Source organism: Candidatus Enterococcus murrayae (genome assembly GCF_017315985.1).
Taxonomy (GTDB): domain Bacteria; phylum Bacillota; class Bacilli; order Lactobacillales; family Enterococcaceae; genus Enterococcus_A; species Enterococcus_A murrayae.
Window position 1 is genome coordinate 107,723 of the sequence record NZ_JAFLVR010000004.1, and the last position, 13,934, is coordinate 121,656.

The following is a 13,934-nucleotide window of genomic DNA, read 5'->3' on the forward strand; positions in this document are numbered from 1 at the left end:
GTAAAAGGCAAATTAATTCATCAATAGTTAATATTTCTTTTGTAAGATATGAGTAACTTAAAGAAAGGGTGACTCATATGGTGAAGGAACAAAAAGTTACTAAATCCGTGTATTTTGTAGAAGAAACGCAAAATATCGAGGGTGCATATGTTGAAGTTAATACGCTTTTTGTCGCTGATAATCAAGAACAAGCAACCGAAGTCTATGAAAAACTACTCAAAGAACAGCCAAAAAAATCGTTTGGCCTTTTATTAAATGAATACATTATCAACGCAGATGGAGGATTTTTCCACAACCTGCTGCAATCGTGGAAAAATCTTCCTGCTGAGTTTTATAGAAAAATGCAGGTTCTGACCTATCGACCAATTGCTGAATATCAGAACTAGCATAAAAAAGAATAAAGAATAGTAAAAAGCGAAGGAGCAAGTCCTATCATAATCGATAGCATTTGCTCCTTCGCTTTTATTTTGTTGAATTTTTTTCAAAAAGACTATAAATCAGTCTGCTTTCTTAAATCATTGATAATAAAAATACAGCAACCAAACCCGTAATAACGGATATTGCCATCGAACGAGTTTTATAGGCAACTCCTGCAACTAAAAACATCGCAATGATCCGCACGTTACCGATCAAATCAAAATGATTTTCAGCAATGAATACGTCTTTGAATACCAAAGCGGCAAATAATGAGATTGGCACGTATTTCATCCAATCGCTGAACCATTGAGGGACCTGCCGCTGCGAAAAATACAGCATTGGAAAAAGCCGTGGTAAGTAGGAAGCACCAAAAAGACAAAGAATCAGCAACAGCAAAGAAGTATCACTCATGGTGGACCTCCCCACCGGTCAGATCATAATGATCTGGGCCGTCATTATTTGTATTGGCAGTCTTACGAATCCGTTCAATCAAATAGCCGATGAACGAAGCCAGTAATGTCGCTAAAATCAAACCAAAAGTATTTTTGAATACTAACATAAAAATGACCGCCAAGCCGCCAGATAATAAACCAGTAGCTAATAAAAGGCCGTTACTTAACTGCATCATGAACATAAAAATAAACATCGCTGTTAGAGCAAAATGAACCAGTTCAGTATCAACATGGATCACAGAACCGAAAATTGTGCCCAAAACAGTACTTGTTGTCCAAGAAGCCATTGAAAACCAATTCACGTATAAAGCCTTTTTCCGGTTCCATTCTGGATCGGTAGAATACTTCAAATAATTGACTGCATAATTTTCGTCATTCATCGACTGAGAAAACAGTGCAATGAATGGGCGTTTCTCTTTTTTGAAAAACTGTGACAAACTGGAACCTAATAGTGCATAACGCAGTTCCAAGAAAAAAACCATTAAGATTGTGGACACAAATGATGCATGAACACTTATCATCGAGACGACTAAAAATTGGGCGCCTCCAGAGAAAACAAGCATCGAAAGCAAGGCAGTTAATAAGATGTTAAATCCCGCTTTTTGCAACAACATGCCGCATGCTAAACCAACCGGAATGTAACTCAAACAAAGCGGCAATGCCGCATATGATGCCTCTAACCATGGTGTCCTTTTTTTTACAGGCATGGTGTGTTCTCAATTCCCTTCACGTTCACAGGATAAAAAGCATTTTCATTCTAACACATTCTTTAGAAAAAAGTAGCACTCAACAAGCTTCTTATTTCCTCAGTATTTTATCTATATTATTCGTAAAACACTTAATTACTTTCAATTTTTTCTTACATAAGAGACCGCTCTCGGCAATAAACCGAATTATAGTTAAAAAGATGGATGGATCATTTGCTTTGTACGATTAAAAAGAGGAAACTTTTAAAGTTTTCTTATGAAAACTTCATGTATGTTTACACCTTTTCCTATCCTTCAAAGCTTGAATTATTCTGAAATACAACTACTTTTTAGAAAATAGCCAGAAATCTAATTACCAGTTTCCTGAAAATATATGGTAATATAGTCAGCGAAAAGAGTTGAATAACAAATGGAAAATAGTTTTCATGAGAATCGCTCAGTAGGCTTATTGCTGACTTTTATCGGGGGAATGATCGATAGCTATACGTATATTCGCTACGAAGCCTTCGCTTCTGCTCAAACTGGAAATTTGATTTTGGCAATCATTCAAGCTTACGAACGTCAATGGAACATGGTTGGAAAAAAATTGCTTTCTACCCTGTTCTTTTTTATGGGCATACTTTTAGCAAAGTTCTTGATTGATTACTTTAAAAAGAAAGAGCTTCACTTTTGGCGATTGTTCTTGCTTTATTTTGAAGCCTTCATATTTTTTATTATCAGTCTGCGCTTTCTGCAACCGCATCCTGCAATTATCACGATCATAATCGCTTTTACCGCAGCTATTCAATGGGTGTCCTTTGATAAGATCAACGGCCTTGCTTACACAAACTTATTCACGACAGGCAACCTCAAGGGAGTAGCCACAAACCTTTATGATTATTTGAGTACAAAAGACCCTAGAGCAAAAACACGTTTCGTTCATTTTCTTTTAGTAGTCTTAGCGTTCATTGCCGGTGCGATTGTCTCCGTTTTTTCTTATCGTATGCTTAAAACCAATGCTGTCTTGATTATCGCAGGATTGTTCTTATATTTAGCACTCTCCGAAACGTTTTTAGTCTGGCGTTTCCAACGAAATACGAATATTTTACAAAAAAAATAACTCTTCAGCAAACGCTGAAGAGTATTTCTTTGTCCTGCTAACGATTTAAAAGAATCAACAGTAAGACCATCCCGAAACATAAAATGCCAATTAGCGTACCAATTATAATCAGTCGTCTATCTAATTTTTCCTCTGAAATTACTTGCTTCAGACCTTGGTAAAGGATAACTCCTAAAAGTCCTCCGGCAAAATTCATGAGAAGATCGGTACTATCTGTCGCACCAATGCCTAAAATAAATTGCATGCTCTCGATGAAAAGTGAAAATAAAAAGATAAATCCCAGCTTCTTTAACAATGACCATTTTTTTGCTGAAATCCCTAAAAGGACGCCCAATGGAGCAAAAATGACTCCGTTTAGTATAATCTCATTTAGTGCAATCTTCCCATTCACAATCATCGATCCTTGAAACGGAATCAAATTGATCGACCGCATAGGATGCTCTAATTTTGAAGCCACCTCTGAGAAAGACAATGGTAATTTAAACAGTAAAATCCAAATCAACAGTAACGAGTAAATAATGAGCAGCACCTTACTTAGTTTTTTACTGACCATTCCGTTTCCTCCCCTACGAGAAATTTATCTAACGAACAAACACAATATCAATATCACCATTACTAGTTTTGACCTCTAACTCTTTTGATCCATTATCATGATTACCCAAATTGTTTGAAGCATTGCTTGTCTTAGTAACTATCGAAAAATCGTCTTTATCACCAACAATCGTTCCGTTTACCTTTGAGTTGCTTGTTTCAAGCGAAAGCGATTTCGCTGGCTTCAAATTCATTAAATTGATCTTGCCGTTTGAAGTCTGGAACTCTCCTTCTTTAAAATCAAGATTTTGTAAGTCCATTTTACTGTTACTTGTTTCAAAGGAACCGTCGTCAAATGTCATTTGCGATAATTCAACTTTGCCATTACTTGTCTCTGCATCGACAGTATCCGCATCAACATTATTTATGATCATCTTGCTATTGCTTGTTTCCAAATCCAGATTATTCACAGTTAGGTTCTCTGTTGATAGCTTACCGTTAGACGTTTCAACCTGCAGATCCTTCAATTTAGCTTTAGGAATCTCAATGGTTACTTTGGGATCTCGTTTACCTAAATTGAAAAAGCTAAAATTAAAGCCAATACTTCGTTTACGTTCAAAGCTCAAACTATCGCTTGTCTGCTTGATTTTGTATTTGATATCCCTGCTTTTCTTGTAACTGATACGTGTCTTATTTCCAGATACCCCAACGACTTCAATCGGCATATTACGATCATCCACGATCAATTTTTCAACCGCTTTTGATGTAGTAAATGTCTCATTACTCATGCGATTATGGAAGAACATACTACTCATGCTTACAATTGCTGCCCCAACTAAAATCAACCCAATAACTATTTTTTTCATTTTTTTACCCCTCATCTGTTTTCTTATCTTCATCATAAAGAATTTCTCAATCGTTTACATGGGACAAAAGACTGATTCTTTGTCATTATTTATTCCGATTAAATCCCGCCTTGATCTCAATGAAATCTTGAAATAACTGAAAAAGTTGGAAGAGCATCGCCCGTTCCTCAAAAGCCTCGCGGCTCTCCGGTAATTTTTTTTGCTGATAGCGTTGATCTGTTTCAGCAATCTTAGTTAAAATATCTGAGCCATCATTCTCCTCTGCCAACGTTCGTGCAGTAAACTCAAACAACTCTCGTAATTCCTGCACATCCTCTGATTCTGCATTTAGTCGATTCAAAATCTTCAGCATGTCAGATAAAACGTTCAATTGTAGTCGACGCATCGCAAAGTATTCAAAGTAGTAGCTGTTTCCAGAAAAGAAATGATTTTCTTCATATTCTCGTGCCTGAATCTGAGCATCGCGAACAAAGTCCCGTAATGACAGACATTCTTGCCGCAACAGCTCTTCTTTGGCAGGCTGATTCAAATAGGTAGACATCTGAGATAACATTTTTTTCATCGAAACTTCGACGACCATTTGATCCTCTTGAATCTTTTTCTCAGTGTCTGGCATATATAGATTAGCAGTTAAAGCACAGCCGACCCCAATAATCATTAATAGATACTCATTGATAATCAGGCTCACTGATATCTCACTGGCAGCTAAGTAATGGGTAATCAAAACCGAGCTAACTGCGATTCCTTCTGTCAGATCAAAACGAATCGATAGCGGAATGAATAGCAATAAATACAACCCGAAAGCTAGTGGATGAAATCCCAACAATGAAAAACAAACAGCGGCAATCGCTGTCGCAAGCGTTAAAGAAAATAGCCGATTCAAAGCGGTCTTAGCCGTCGAACGTTTCGTATTCGTAACCGTCAGGATTGTTATGATAGCAGCTGATGCAGCTGATTCTAGATTTAATCCGGTGGCTAGCAGCAAAGCAACGGGCGCAGCCACAGCAGTCTTTACTGTACGTAATCCTATCTTCATTTGTATCCTCCTTCTTTATAAAAGCTTACACTAAAGTCGCCCGGGAAAAAAGTCGCAACTTCATGAATTTTCTTGTATAGTAAATACGATGTAAAAAGCGGAATTTTCTAGAAAAAAATAATTTATTATTAGAACAGGAAGTGTAGGCATGGAAAGTTGGCTTTTTTTAGGTGTAATCTTATTAATCGCGTTTATCGCAAAGAATCAAAGCTTATTAATCGCAACATTAGCTATCTTGGTTTTGAAATTGATCCCTCATTCAGATAAATTTTTAGCCATTTTAAATAAACAAGGAATCAATTGGGGGGTCACTTTGATTTCGGCAACGATTTTAGTACCGATTGCGACTGGTGATATTGTTTTGAAAGATTTACTAAATACCTTAAAATCTCCGCTCGGCTGGGTAGCGACAATCTGCGGCATACTTGTTGCTGTCCTATCCTCAAAAGGAGTCGGGCTGATTAATCAATCGCCTGAAGTTACTGTTGCTCTGGTTTTCGGTACGATCATGGGAGTCGTATTCTTGAAAGGTGTTGCTGCCGGTCCGGTTATCGCTGCCGGCATCACCTATTGCATCATGCAGGTCATTCAAGTCATGACGAATCATTAAGCGTAACAGCCCCTTATTTTCACTTGAAATAAGGGGCTGTTTGTATCCTGTAAAATTCTCTTGTAAGATAGAAATGACAGCTACTATTTTTTACATTTCATAATTAGTCTACTCAGATTTATCTCGAAAAAGTGGCTATTCAATCATAACCAGTTAATTAGGAGGTGACACCATTGGCTAAACAATCCAAGACCACTCGCTTACGACAAATCGTAAAAATCATTAACCACTATAGTGTTGTAAAAAACATCACGCAACAAAAAAATCCTGAAGAGGTCCGTAAAGCCTTTGAAGAATTAGGCCCTACCTTCATTAAGGTAGGACAGATGATGTCGGTTCGGACCGATATTTTCACGCTATCCTTTACCAAAGAACTGCGAAAGCTGCAGGACGATGTTAAAACGGATTCCTTTGAATCTGTTAAACGACTTGTTGAAAAAGAATTGGAGCTCCCCTTAACAGAAATTTTCGAAAGCTTTGATGAACAGCCCTTTGCTTCAGCATCAATTGCGCAGGCACATCACGCGCGTCTGAAAAATGGGCAGCAGGTCGTCGCTAAAGTCCAGCATCCTGGAATTGCCTCTGAAATTGAATTGGATCTATCTTTATTTGAAAAAGCAATACCGATCGCCAATTGGGTGCCAGAAAGCAAAGTGATCGATCTCAAAAGTATCTTGAAAGAGATCCGCGTATCTCTACAAAATGAATTGGATTTTCAAAAAGAGCTAGTGTTGGCTGAAGAATTCTATCGCTTGAACAATGGCTGGAAAGAAGTCCGTTCCCCTCGAATGGAGCCTGCATACTCCACCAAAAAAGTTATTGTGATGGAATTAATGCCCGGGACCAATTTAAAAGAACTAATCAATGCGGATAACGATGCAACCGTTCAAGGAGAAACCACCTACAAGGATTTGAAAAAAACGATCAGTGAATTATTGATCGAACATTTTATGAAGGAGGTTTTTGAAGACGGCTTCTTCCATGCTGATCCCCACCCTGGGAATATTTTATTACAGCTAATGAGTGAGGAAGAGAATTTAAACGATCGACAGTTAAAAACCAAAGATCATAAAGGGAAAATCGGCCGCCTGCCTTACAAATTTACTTATTCTAAAAACGAAAGTCTTCGCCCTTTTCGTTTAAATTTCATTGATTTTGGAATGATGGGAACGATCAGTCGTGAGATGCAGGCAAAGATGAGCAATGTGATCATTGCTATTTACAGTAAAGACAATCAACGAATCACCAACGCGGTCCATGCCATTTGCAAGCAGGTCGGCAGCTTCGATGAAGAAAAATTCACCTACGAGCTAGACGAATTTTTAAATCGCTATTTGAATTTACCCGTTAAAGAAATTGATCTGCAAAAAGTCTTTTCGCAGGTCGTGGTCATTTGTCACGAAAATAATCTGCAGATCGATGATTCGGTAACAATGCTTATCAAAGCATTTGGTACCTTAGAAGGAGTGATCGAGGATTTGAATCCTGACCTATCATTATTTGAAGTTGTTGCTCCTTTTGCACAAAAATATTTCCTTCAGCAATTGAATCTAAAGGATGAGTTGCAGGAAACAGGTTTGGATTATTTGTCCACACTAAAGGCCCTGCCAAAAATTCCAAGCCATGCCTTGAATGCTTTAGATACCTTCGGAAAAGGCAAAGGCAAACTAAATCTAGAATTGAAAAATCAAAAAAATTTATTAGAACGAGCAGAAGCAATGGTCAACCGCCTGGTAATCGGACTGATTCTTTCTGCTCTAGTCATCGGTTCATCGCTATTGGTCCAAACCTCATCAGAAGGTGATACATTTATTTCTGACTTGGGAATTTTTGGCTATTCGGTTGCCGCTCTTTCAATCCTTTTCTTAGTTGTCGAGAGTCTCTATCGACGCTACCGCAAATGGAAAGAACGCTAAACAACCTATTTCAGACTGAGAAGTGTGCTCATCATTTAGCACACTTCATTTTTTTATACAAAATTCCTGCTCACTCTTTTTTTTCTTCAGTAATAAAAAAAACGAAAAATCGTTGAAAAAATTATTATTCTTTGGCTTATCCTCGCTTAACCTATATAAAAAAAGTTTTTTTGGCAAAGAGATAAGCAATTTTTTTTACAAAAAAGGGGTAACATTTTATTATTTTACTGTAAACAATTTAAAAATATTGAAGTGAGGAGGTGCGATATGAATAAAGTTCTTAAAACCATCTTAACTATTTTTTCGCTGGTTTTACTTTCAATTTTCCTATCCGTCGTAGCAATTTACTACTTTATCGCTTCAAATCCGTTAGATTTAAGCTCTTTGCAACAGTTTGTCTTAACAAATAATTACGCTCAAGTATATTTATTCTGGGTAGCAGCAGCTTTAGCCATCTTAACGGTAATCGGGATTTTCATAATCCTATTCTATCCAAAGAGGGTGACCAAGTTCGTCTTACAGGAAGAACGTGGAAAATTAGCTTTGGATAAGCGAGCGATTGAAGGGTATGTCCGGACAAGTATCAAACAGGAAGACTTCATGGATAACCCCAAGGTCAATGTGACGGCGACGAAAAATAAAATTAGAGTGAATGTTCGCGGGCAATTGAAGAAAACATCTGGTTTAGTTGGTCAAACGGATCGCTGGGCCAAAAATGTAGAAACAAAAATTCGGGAATTACTAGGCCCAGATGAAAAAGTTTCTATTAAAGTAAAACTTCAAGCACTTGAACCAGCACCAACAGACACAACTGTAACACGTACGCGGCCGCGAGTAGAATAGGAGGAACAGCGATGCAAGAATTTTTAACACGAGACAAGCTCCCTGTGATCTTCGGTATCCTTGGTTTTATCCTAGCTGTACTATTCTTTACCATCGGCTTTTTTAAAACGATTTTACTGATCTTGATCACAATTATCGGAGTAGTTCTTGGTATTTACCTAAAGAACAATCATATTTTAGATGACTATTTGAAAAAATAGTCACCTCAATCAAATGTAAAAAATCATATATTAATACACTCAGGAGGAGAAAAAAATTATGGAAAACACAACAATCAAACCTACAGAACCAAAAAAAGATGTTAAAGGTGAATTAACCTATGAGGACAAAGTAATTCAAAAGATTATCGGAATTGCTCTGGAAAACGTAGACGGACTATTGACAGTAGACGGCGGTTTTTTCTCTAACATCAAAGACAAGTTAGTTAACAGTGACGATGTAACTTCCGGTATCAGCACTGAAGTTGGTAAAAAACAAGTAGCTGTTGATATGGATGTAGTCGTTGAGTACGGCAAAGATATCGAAAACATTTATGATGAAATGAAAGCATTGATTTCTGAACAAGTGGATAAAATGACTCATTTAGATGTCATTGAAGTCAACGTGAATGTTGTTGATATCAAAACACGCGAGGAGTACGAAGAAGACAGCGAAACGGTTCAGGATAAAGTAACTAGCGCTGCTCAAACTACTGGAAAATTCGCATCAAAACAAACAAATCGCGCGAAAAACGCTATGAGCAATCAAGCTGATAAAATCGGCGACAACTTAGAATCTGAACCACGCGTACAATAAACCAATCTTCCCCATTGACTAGCCGAACTTTGACTAGTCTTTTCATAAAAGATAATGAACAGCCCAGACATATTCTGTCCGGGCTGTTTTTTAACTATATTTCTTTGTATCCTAAATAATCCTGATATGTCTCTGCGGCTTGAGTTCCTTTTACAATTGCCTGTCGAACAGCTTCAACTGCTAAGATTGAGACTGCTTCAAAACTGGCTTTAATCTGGTTGGCTCCTAAAACAAATAATGTATCACCATCATAAGTTGTATGCGATGGACGAATCGCTCGTGCAATGCCATTGTGACCAATATCAGCCAGCTTGTTCATTTTGGCTTTTGGGAACGTAGCGTTAGTCATTACACAGCCGATCACTGTATTTCCATCAAATAACGCTTCTTCATTTTGATAATATTCCAGGAAAAGCGCTTCGGAAAAACCGATTTTTGTTTCGCCAGCTTTGCGAGCGCCAGCGATAATTTTTCCTGTTTCTTCGTCAAAGACGTCTCCTACGGCATTGACTGCAATGACAGCCGAAACCCACAAGTTTTCATGACGCATTGTGTGAAGGCCAATCCCGCCCTTCATGGCATTCTTTGCGCCATTAATTGTGCCAACACTGCAGCCGGTTCCAGCACCATAATTCCCCGCTTGGAATTTCTGTCCACTAAAGGCCTCTTCACAAGCTTTACGACCAGCCTGATAATTTGGACGAACGTCTGAGCGGCCGATCCGCAAATCAAAAAGACTCGCTCCAACAACATTCGGAACAAACGTGATTCCCATATCCCTTCCAATTTTATTTTCTTCCAAAAAATCAACGACGCCAGCATTTGCTGCCAATCCAAAAGCACTGCCGCCGGATAAAGTTACTCCGTGGACAAATTTTCGATTATTCTCTGATTTTAATGCATCCGTGTCTCTTGTATTGGGCGAACCGCCGCGAACAGAAACACCGCCTGTTACACCATCCTCACAAAGAATGACTGTACAGCCGGTCATCGCTTCGGTATCGGTATATTGACCTATACGAAAAAAATCCTGATAGTTTTCCATCTTGTTCCTCCGCTCATTTTCTCCATTCTAGCCTATTCTTTTAATCAGCTCAATTTCAAATTAAGCGTGCCTTTACCTAAGCCTGAACATCGTTAATGCTTATACTAAAAATCAACCACCTTTTATAGGCGGTTGATTACTTCATCAACATTCTTGATCGTCACTGAGATAGTCCCATCAGGATTATTCGTAAATTCGATCAGTTCAGGATTGCGGTAAACATCCAATGGAACAATCAATTCGATGCCGTTCGATAGTTTTAATTTCTGTTTGCCATATTTCTTTTCCGTAATTTCACGAACTTCTCTCAATAAAGGTGCTTGATCCACATAGCCCTTTTCAACGACTTCCTCCTGAAACGCCACTTGAGCGGAAACATTGTCCCTAAAGACCTTTTGTGCGACGATTTTCGCATCGATCTGACCATTCTCTTCTACCACGTCATAAACGGCTTCCTTTACATCAGCGATCACATCATGCTTCTGATTTTCAAATTTAGCGCCAATTTTTTCCGCCACCTTTTTAATGACACGAACATTTTCTTCCAGTGAAGGAGCTGGTCGACTTTCGATTACTTGTGTTGAAAAATATAAGCGCTTTTCACCAGAAAACGGGTATTTTTTCTCGATCATTTCATAGCTCAAATTCCCTAAATTAACTACAATTCCCTCATCTGCTTTTTGTGATTTACTCGAAAGCAATGCACGATGCACGATTAATTCATTCTTCAAACCTGCTTCATCTGAATCAACAATATGGGTATAGCCTTCATGGTAATTCACTTTTAAAAAAGCTAGATACATTTGTGTGTCTTCTTCATATAAAGCGATAAAAACATCCGCACTTGGTGCCTCTTCACTTTCCTTATATGCTTCATACCAGCGAGTCACAATTTTTTCACTAGCTGGCAGAAAATCATGTTCTGCCTGTTGACTTAATAAGGCAAACGTAGAATCCTCCGCTAACGTCCCTGTCTTGGTTTGTGCTGAAGATAATTTTTGAATTTTTTTTGTCAAATATTCCCGAATATACTCTTTCGTCAAATCTAATTCACTCTGACTATAAATCGGATCGCCTGATTCCCGATCGACAATATGGAGAGCGGCTTTCTTTAAATAAATATCCATGGTTTCCCTGCTTTCTAAAATAAATTTCTAAAATTTAGTATACGGCGAAAAGTAGAACTGGCAACTTGATTATCATACACAGGAAACAAGGAAAATAGCAACTATTGTTTTACTAAAAGTTTCTCGGGCGCGTACCTCACTCGCTGCTGCTCACTACTAAATAGCACTTTAAGATAGTATCCCCAAAATCATAGACACTAAAAGTTTCAACGGCGGCTTTATTTTTGCTTTTCTGTTGGTTTTAATTGTTTTTGAGCTTTTAGCAATTGCTTAAAGTCATGAAAAAAACGCTGAAGTTTATTTCAGCGTTTCTGCTTAATAATATTGATGATTTTTTTCTAGTGCCTGCTGTTTGAGCAGATTCATGAAATCGGCCTTTGACATTTGCTTAACGTTGTCACTGCCATGTTTGCGGACTGCAAAAGTATCTTCAGACAATTCCTTATCGCCAACGACTAAAATATACGGAATCTTCCGCAGCTCGGCTTCACGAATTTTCTTACCTAGTTTTTCATTTCGCAGGTCCTTTTCTACCCGAATACCGGCGGCATGAAATTCTTGGAATAATTCCTCTACCCCCGCTTCATGAGGCTGTGCGACATTGATCAGCGCTACCTGTTTCGGCGCTAACCAAAACGGAAATGCTCCCGCATAGTGCTCGATCAAGATACCCAAGAAACGATCCAATGAACCAAAGACTGCTCGATGGATCATCACTGGCTGTGCTTCCTGATTATTTTCATCCACATAACTCAAATCAAATTTTTCTGGCATTTGAAAATCCAATTGAACGGTCGCACACTGATGACTGCGATTTAAAGCATCCTTGATATGGATATCGATCTTCGGACCATAAAAGGCACCATCGCCTTCATTGATATTGTACTTATAACCCAGATCGGTCAAAACTTTTCCTAACGAAGCCTCTGCTTCATCCCACAGCTCGATCTCGCCCATAAAATCATCTGGACGGGTAGATAATTCTACAGCATATTCAAATCCAAAAATCTTATAGACCTCATCAATAATTTTTAGTGCCAATGCGATCTCTTGCTCAATCTGATTCCGTCGTACAAAAATATGCGCATCATCCTGACAGAAGGTTCGTACTCTCAAAAGACCATTCAAAGCCCCGCTAAATTCATGTCGATGCACCTGTCCAAACTCCGCCATTCGCATTGGCAGATCACGGTAAGATCGCTTGCGGTCCTTGTAAATCAAGCAATGTCCCGGACAATTCATCGGCTTCAATGCGTAGTCTTCATCGGCGACTTTCGTAAAATACATATTGTTTTTATAATGTTCCCAGTGTCCTGAACGCTCCCATAATCGCTGATTTAAGATCAACGGTGTTTTAACCTCTTTGTAGTCATATTTAGCCTGCAATTCTCGCAGAAACTTCTGTAATTCATTTCGTATGATCAGGCCATTTTCCAAATAAAACGGCATCCCTGGAGCTTCTTCGGAAAACATAAATAAGTCTAGTTCTTTGCCTAATTTTTGATGGCTGCGTTTTTCTGACTCTTCTAAATAATCTAAGTGAGCCAAAAGCTGTGCTTTCTCCGCAAAGACTACTCCTGTTACACGCTGAAGCATTTCATTTTCAGGATTTCCCTGCCAGTAGGCACCTGAAACCTTTAACAAAGAGAAATACTTGGCAGTTGTCAGCTCCAAAGCAGTCGGCTCTAAGAAAAATTCCGTCACATCGCCAAAGGTATAAATGAAAACAGTTTGATCAGCAGACAACTCTGACAGTGCAGACAGCTTCAACTCATTGTCCTTGAATACTTCTCTAGCCTCTGAAACAATCATCGTAGTGCTTGCAATTGCTCCATTTGCTTTGATTTGTCTCTTAATATGATGCTCTAAATCCTTTAAAACTAAAGCACTCAACGGCTGCTTCACACGTAGATCCACCCAGATCGATTGATCCGCTCGCTGAGCCTTTGCAAAAAGGGCTTCTGGATAATAAGCTTTGATTGCTTCTTGCAATAACAGACTGACTAACTGACAAATCGCCGTCGTTCCTTCTTTCGATGCGCAATCATAAAATGCAAGTTCTGCATTTTCCGTAACTGGAGTTGATAAGTCGACAAGCTCGCCGTCGATACTGCCGACGACCGCTTCTTCCATCAGTTGATTTTTTATCTCGAACAATGTGGTGTCTTTTGCCACCTTTTGTTTACTTCCATCTGGTAAAACAATTTCGATTTCCTTTGACATCCAACTCAACTCCGATCCGCATTTTCAATAAAAAATTTGTTATTGCATGCCTTCTCCTTTTAATTTTAACAAAAGGGCTGAAGGCTTTTCAATTAAAAAAACGTCCCTATAAAAATAGGGACGTGAATAAACGTGTTACCACCCAAGTTCCCAAAAAGCTTACACTTCTTGGCTCGTGAGACACATAACGGGTATCATCCGGACCGTTTTCGGCCACTCAAAGGGAGTCATCTGCTTTTCTCAATCAGAAGCTTCCAGCCACGGCTT

At 38.6% G+C, this 13,934-nt stretch carries 15 protein-coding genes; 7 read left to right on the top strand and 8 right to left on the bottom strand.

The features are described from left to right. Positions 1-77: 77 nt before the first annotated feature. Positions 78-386 (top strand): hypothetical protein, encoded by a 309-nt coding sequence (locus tag JZO85_RS02180; protein WP_207106860.1) that lies wholly within the window; start codon positions 78-80, stop codon positions 384-386. Between the two features lie 124 nt (positions 387-510). Here JZO85_RS02180 and JZO85_RS02185 read toward each other — a convergent pair whose 3' ends face one another. Together JZO85_RS02185 and JZO85_RS02190 are read right to left on the bottom strand one after the other, a co-directional pair. Next, positions 511-828, bottom strand: a complete 318-nt coding sequence (locus tag JZO85_RS02185; RefSeq protein ID WP_207106861.1) for an AzlD domain-containing protein — start codon at positions 826-828, stop codon at positions 511-513. Next, on the bottom strand, positions 821-1,576 hold the full coding sequence (locus JZO85_RS02190; RefSeq protein ID WP_207106862.1) for an AzlC family ABC transporter permease: 756 nt from the start codon (positions 1,574-1,576) through the stop codon (positions 821-823). Before JZO85_RS02190 ends, JZO85_RS02185 begins: the two co-directional genes overlap by 8 nt. Before the next feature lie 409 nt (positions 1,577-1,985). Here JZO85_RS02190 and JZO85_RS02195 point away from each other — a divergent pair, with 409 nt between their 5' ends. Continuing rightward, positions 1,986-2,675, top strand: a complete 690-nt coding sequence (locus tag JZO85_RS02195; RefSeq protein ID WP_207106863.1) for a YoaK family protein — start codon at positions 1,986-1,988, stop codon at positions 2,673-2,675. Between the two features lie 37 nt (positions 2,676-2,712). Here JZO85_RS02195 and JZO85_RS02200 read toward each other — a convergent pair whose 3' ends face one another. The 3 genes from JZO85_RS02200 to JZO85_RS02210 form a co-directional block, all read right to left on the bottom strand. Next, positions 2,713-3,228, bottom strand: coding sequence for a VanZ family protein (locus tag JZO85_RS02200; protein WP_207106864.1), 516 nt, complete (start codon positions 3,226-3,228; stop codon positions 2,713-2,715). Between the two features lie 28 nt (positions 3,229-3,256). Beyond that, positions 3,257-4,072: a DUF4097 family beta strand repeat-containing protein gene (locus JZO85_RS02205; RefSeq protein ID WP_207106865.1), complete on the bottom strand. Its 816-nt coding sequence runs from the start codon at positions 4,070-4,072 to the stop codon at positions 3,257-3,259. Between the two features lie 85 nt (positions 4,073-4,157). Beyond that, positions 4,158-5,108: an aromatic acid exporter family protein gene (locus JZO85_RS02210; protein WP_207106866.1), complete on the bottom strand. Its 951-nt coding sequence runs from the start codon at positions 5,106-5,108 to the stop codon at positions 4,158-4,160. A 148-nt stretch (positions 5,109-5,256) separates the two neighbouring features. On the opposite strand from JZO85_RS02210, the gene JZO85_RS02215 reads away from it, so the two are divergent. From JZO85_RS02215 to JZO85_RS02235, 5 genes are all read left to right on the top strand, one after another. After that, on the top strand, positions 5,257-5,718 hold the full coding sequence (locus JZO85_RS02215; RefSeq protein ID WP_207106867.1) for a DUF441 domain-containing protein: 462 nt from the start codon (positions 5,257-5,259) through the stop codon (positions 5,716-5,718). A 173-nt stretch (positions 5,719-5,891) separates the two neighbouring features. Continuing rightward, a complete protein-coding gene (locus JZO85_RS02220) occupies positions 5,892-7,634 on the top strand; it encodes an ABC1 kinase family protein (protein WP_207106868.1) in 1,743 nt (580 codons plus the stop codon). A 267-nt stretch (positions 7,635-7,901) separates the two neighbouring features. Further along, entirely contained in the window at positions 7,902-8,477 is a 576-nt protein-coding gene (gene amaP, locus JZO85_RS02225) for an alkaline shock response membrane anchor protein AmaP (RefSeq protein ID WP_207106869.1), read from the top strand. An 11-nt stretch (positions 8,478-8,488) separates the two neighbouring features. Next, entirely contained in the window at positions 8,489-8,677 is a 189-nt protein-coding gene (locus JZO85_RS02230; protein WP_207106870.1) for a DUF2273 domain-containing protein, read from the top strand. Between the two features lie 58 nt (positions 8,678-8,735). Further along, positions 8,736-9,272 (top strand): Asp23/Gls24 family envelope stress response protein, encoded by a 537-nt coding sequence (locus tag JZO85_RS02235; RefSeq protein ID WP_207106871.1) that lies wholly within the window; start codon positions 8,736-8,738, stop codon positions 9,270-9,272. Positions 9,273-9,366: 94 nt separating this feature from the next. Here the strand turns inward: JZO85_RS02235 and JZO85_RS02240 are convergent, their stop codons facing one another. The 3 genes from JZO85_RS02240 to thrS all read right to left on the bottom strand — a co-directional run bounded on the left by JZO85_RS02240 (position 9,367) and on the right by thrS (position 13,667). Next, a complete protein-coding gene (locus tag JZO85_RS02240) occupies positions 9,367-10,317 on the bottom strand; it encodes a P1 family peptidase (RefSeq protein ID WP_207106872.1) in 951 nt (316 codons plus the stop codon). Positions 10,318-10,439: 122 nt separating this feature from the next. Further along, a complete protein-coding gene (locus JZO85_RS02245) occupies positions 10,440-11,444 on the bottom strand; it encodes a nucleoid-associated protein (protein ID WP_207106873.1) in 1,005 nt (334 codons plus the stop codon). Positions 11,445-11,759: 315 nt separating this feature from the next. Continuing rightward, positions 11,760-13,667 carry a threonine--tRNA ligase gene (gene thrS, locus JZO85_RS02250; RefSeq protein WP_207106874.1) on the bottom strand — a complete coding sequence of 636 codons (1,908 nt, stop codon included), beginning with the start codon at positions 13,665-13,667 and terminating at the stop codon, positions 11,760-11,762. Between the last annotated feature and the right edge of the window lie 267 nt (positions 13,668-13,934).

Excerpts from the sequence above, each read along its gene's own strand:
- JZO85_RS02205 (WP_207106865.1), bottom strand. The coding sequence starts at position 4,072 with ATGAAAAAAATAGTTATTGGGTTGATTTTAGTTGGGGCAGCAATTGTA.
- amaP (WP_207106869.1), top strand. The coding sequence starts at position 7,902 with ATGAATAAAGTTCTTAAAACCATCTTAACTATTTTTTCGCTGGTTTTA.
- JZO85_RS02180 (WP_207106860.1), top strand. The coding sequence starts at position 78 with ATGGTGAAGGAACAAAAAGTTACTAAATCCGTGTATTTTGTAGAAGAA.
- JZO85_RS02195 (WP_207106863.1), top strand. The coding sequence starts at position 1,986 with ATGGAAAATAGTTTTCATGAGAATCGCTCAGTAGGCTTATTGCTGACT.
- JZO85_RS02200 (WP_207106864.1), bottom strand. The coding sequence starts at position 3,228 with ATGGTCAGTAAAAAACTAAGTAAGGTGCTGCTCATTATTTACTCGTTA.
- JZO85_RS02240 (WP_207106872.1), bottom strand. The coding sequence starts at position 10,317 with ATGGAAAACTATCAGGATTTTTTTCGTATAGGTCAATATACCGATACC.
- JZO85_RS02245 (WP_207106873.1), bottom strand. The coding sequence starts at position 11,444 with ATGGATATTTATTTAAAGAAAGCCGCTCTCCATATTGTCGATCGGGAA.
- JZO85_RS02235 (WP_207106871.1), top strand. The coding sequence starts at position 8,736 with ATGGAAAACACAACAATCAAACCTACAGAACCAAAAAAAGATGTTAAA.
- thrS (WP_207106874.1), bottom strand. The coding sequence starts at position 13,667 with ATGTCAAAGGAAATCGAAATTGTTTTACCAGATGGAAGTAAACAAAAG.
- JZO85_RS02190 (WP_207106862.1), bottom strand. The coding sequence starts at position 1,576 with ATGCCTGTAAAAAAAAGGACACCATGGTTAGAGGCATCATATGCGGCA.
- JZO85_RS02185 (WP_207106861.1), bottom strand. The coding sequence starts at position 828 with ATGAGTGATACTTCTTTGCTGTTGCTGATTCTTTGTCTTTTTGGTGCT.
- JZO85_RS02210 (WP_207106866.1), bottom strand. The coding sequence starts at position 5,108 with ATGAAGATAGGATTACGTACAGTAAAGACTGCTGTGGCTGCGCCCGTT.
- JZO85_RS02230 (WP_207106870.1), top strand. The coding sequence starts at position 8,489 with ATGCAAGAATTTTTAACACGAGACAAGCTCCCTGTGATCTTCGGTATC.
- JZO85_RS02215 (WP_207106867.1), top strand. The coding sequence starts at position 5,257 with ATGGAAAGTTGGCTTTTTTTAGGTGTAATCTTATTAATCGCGTTTATC.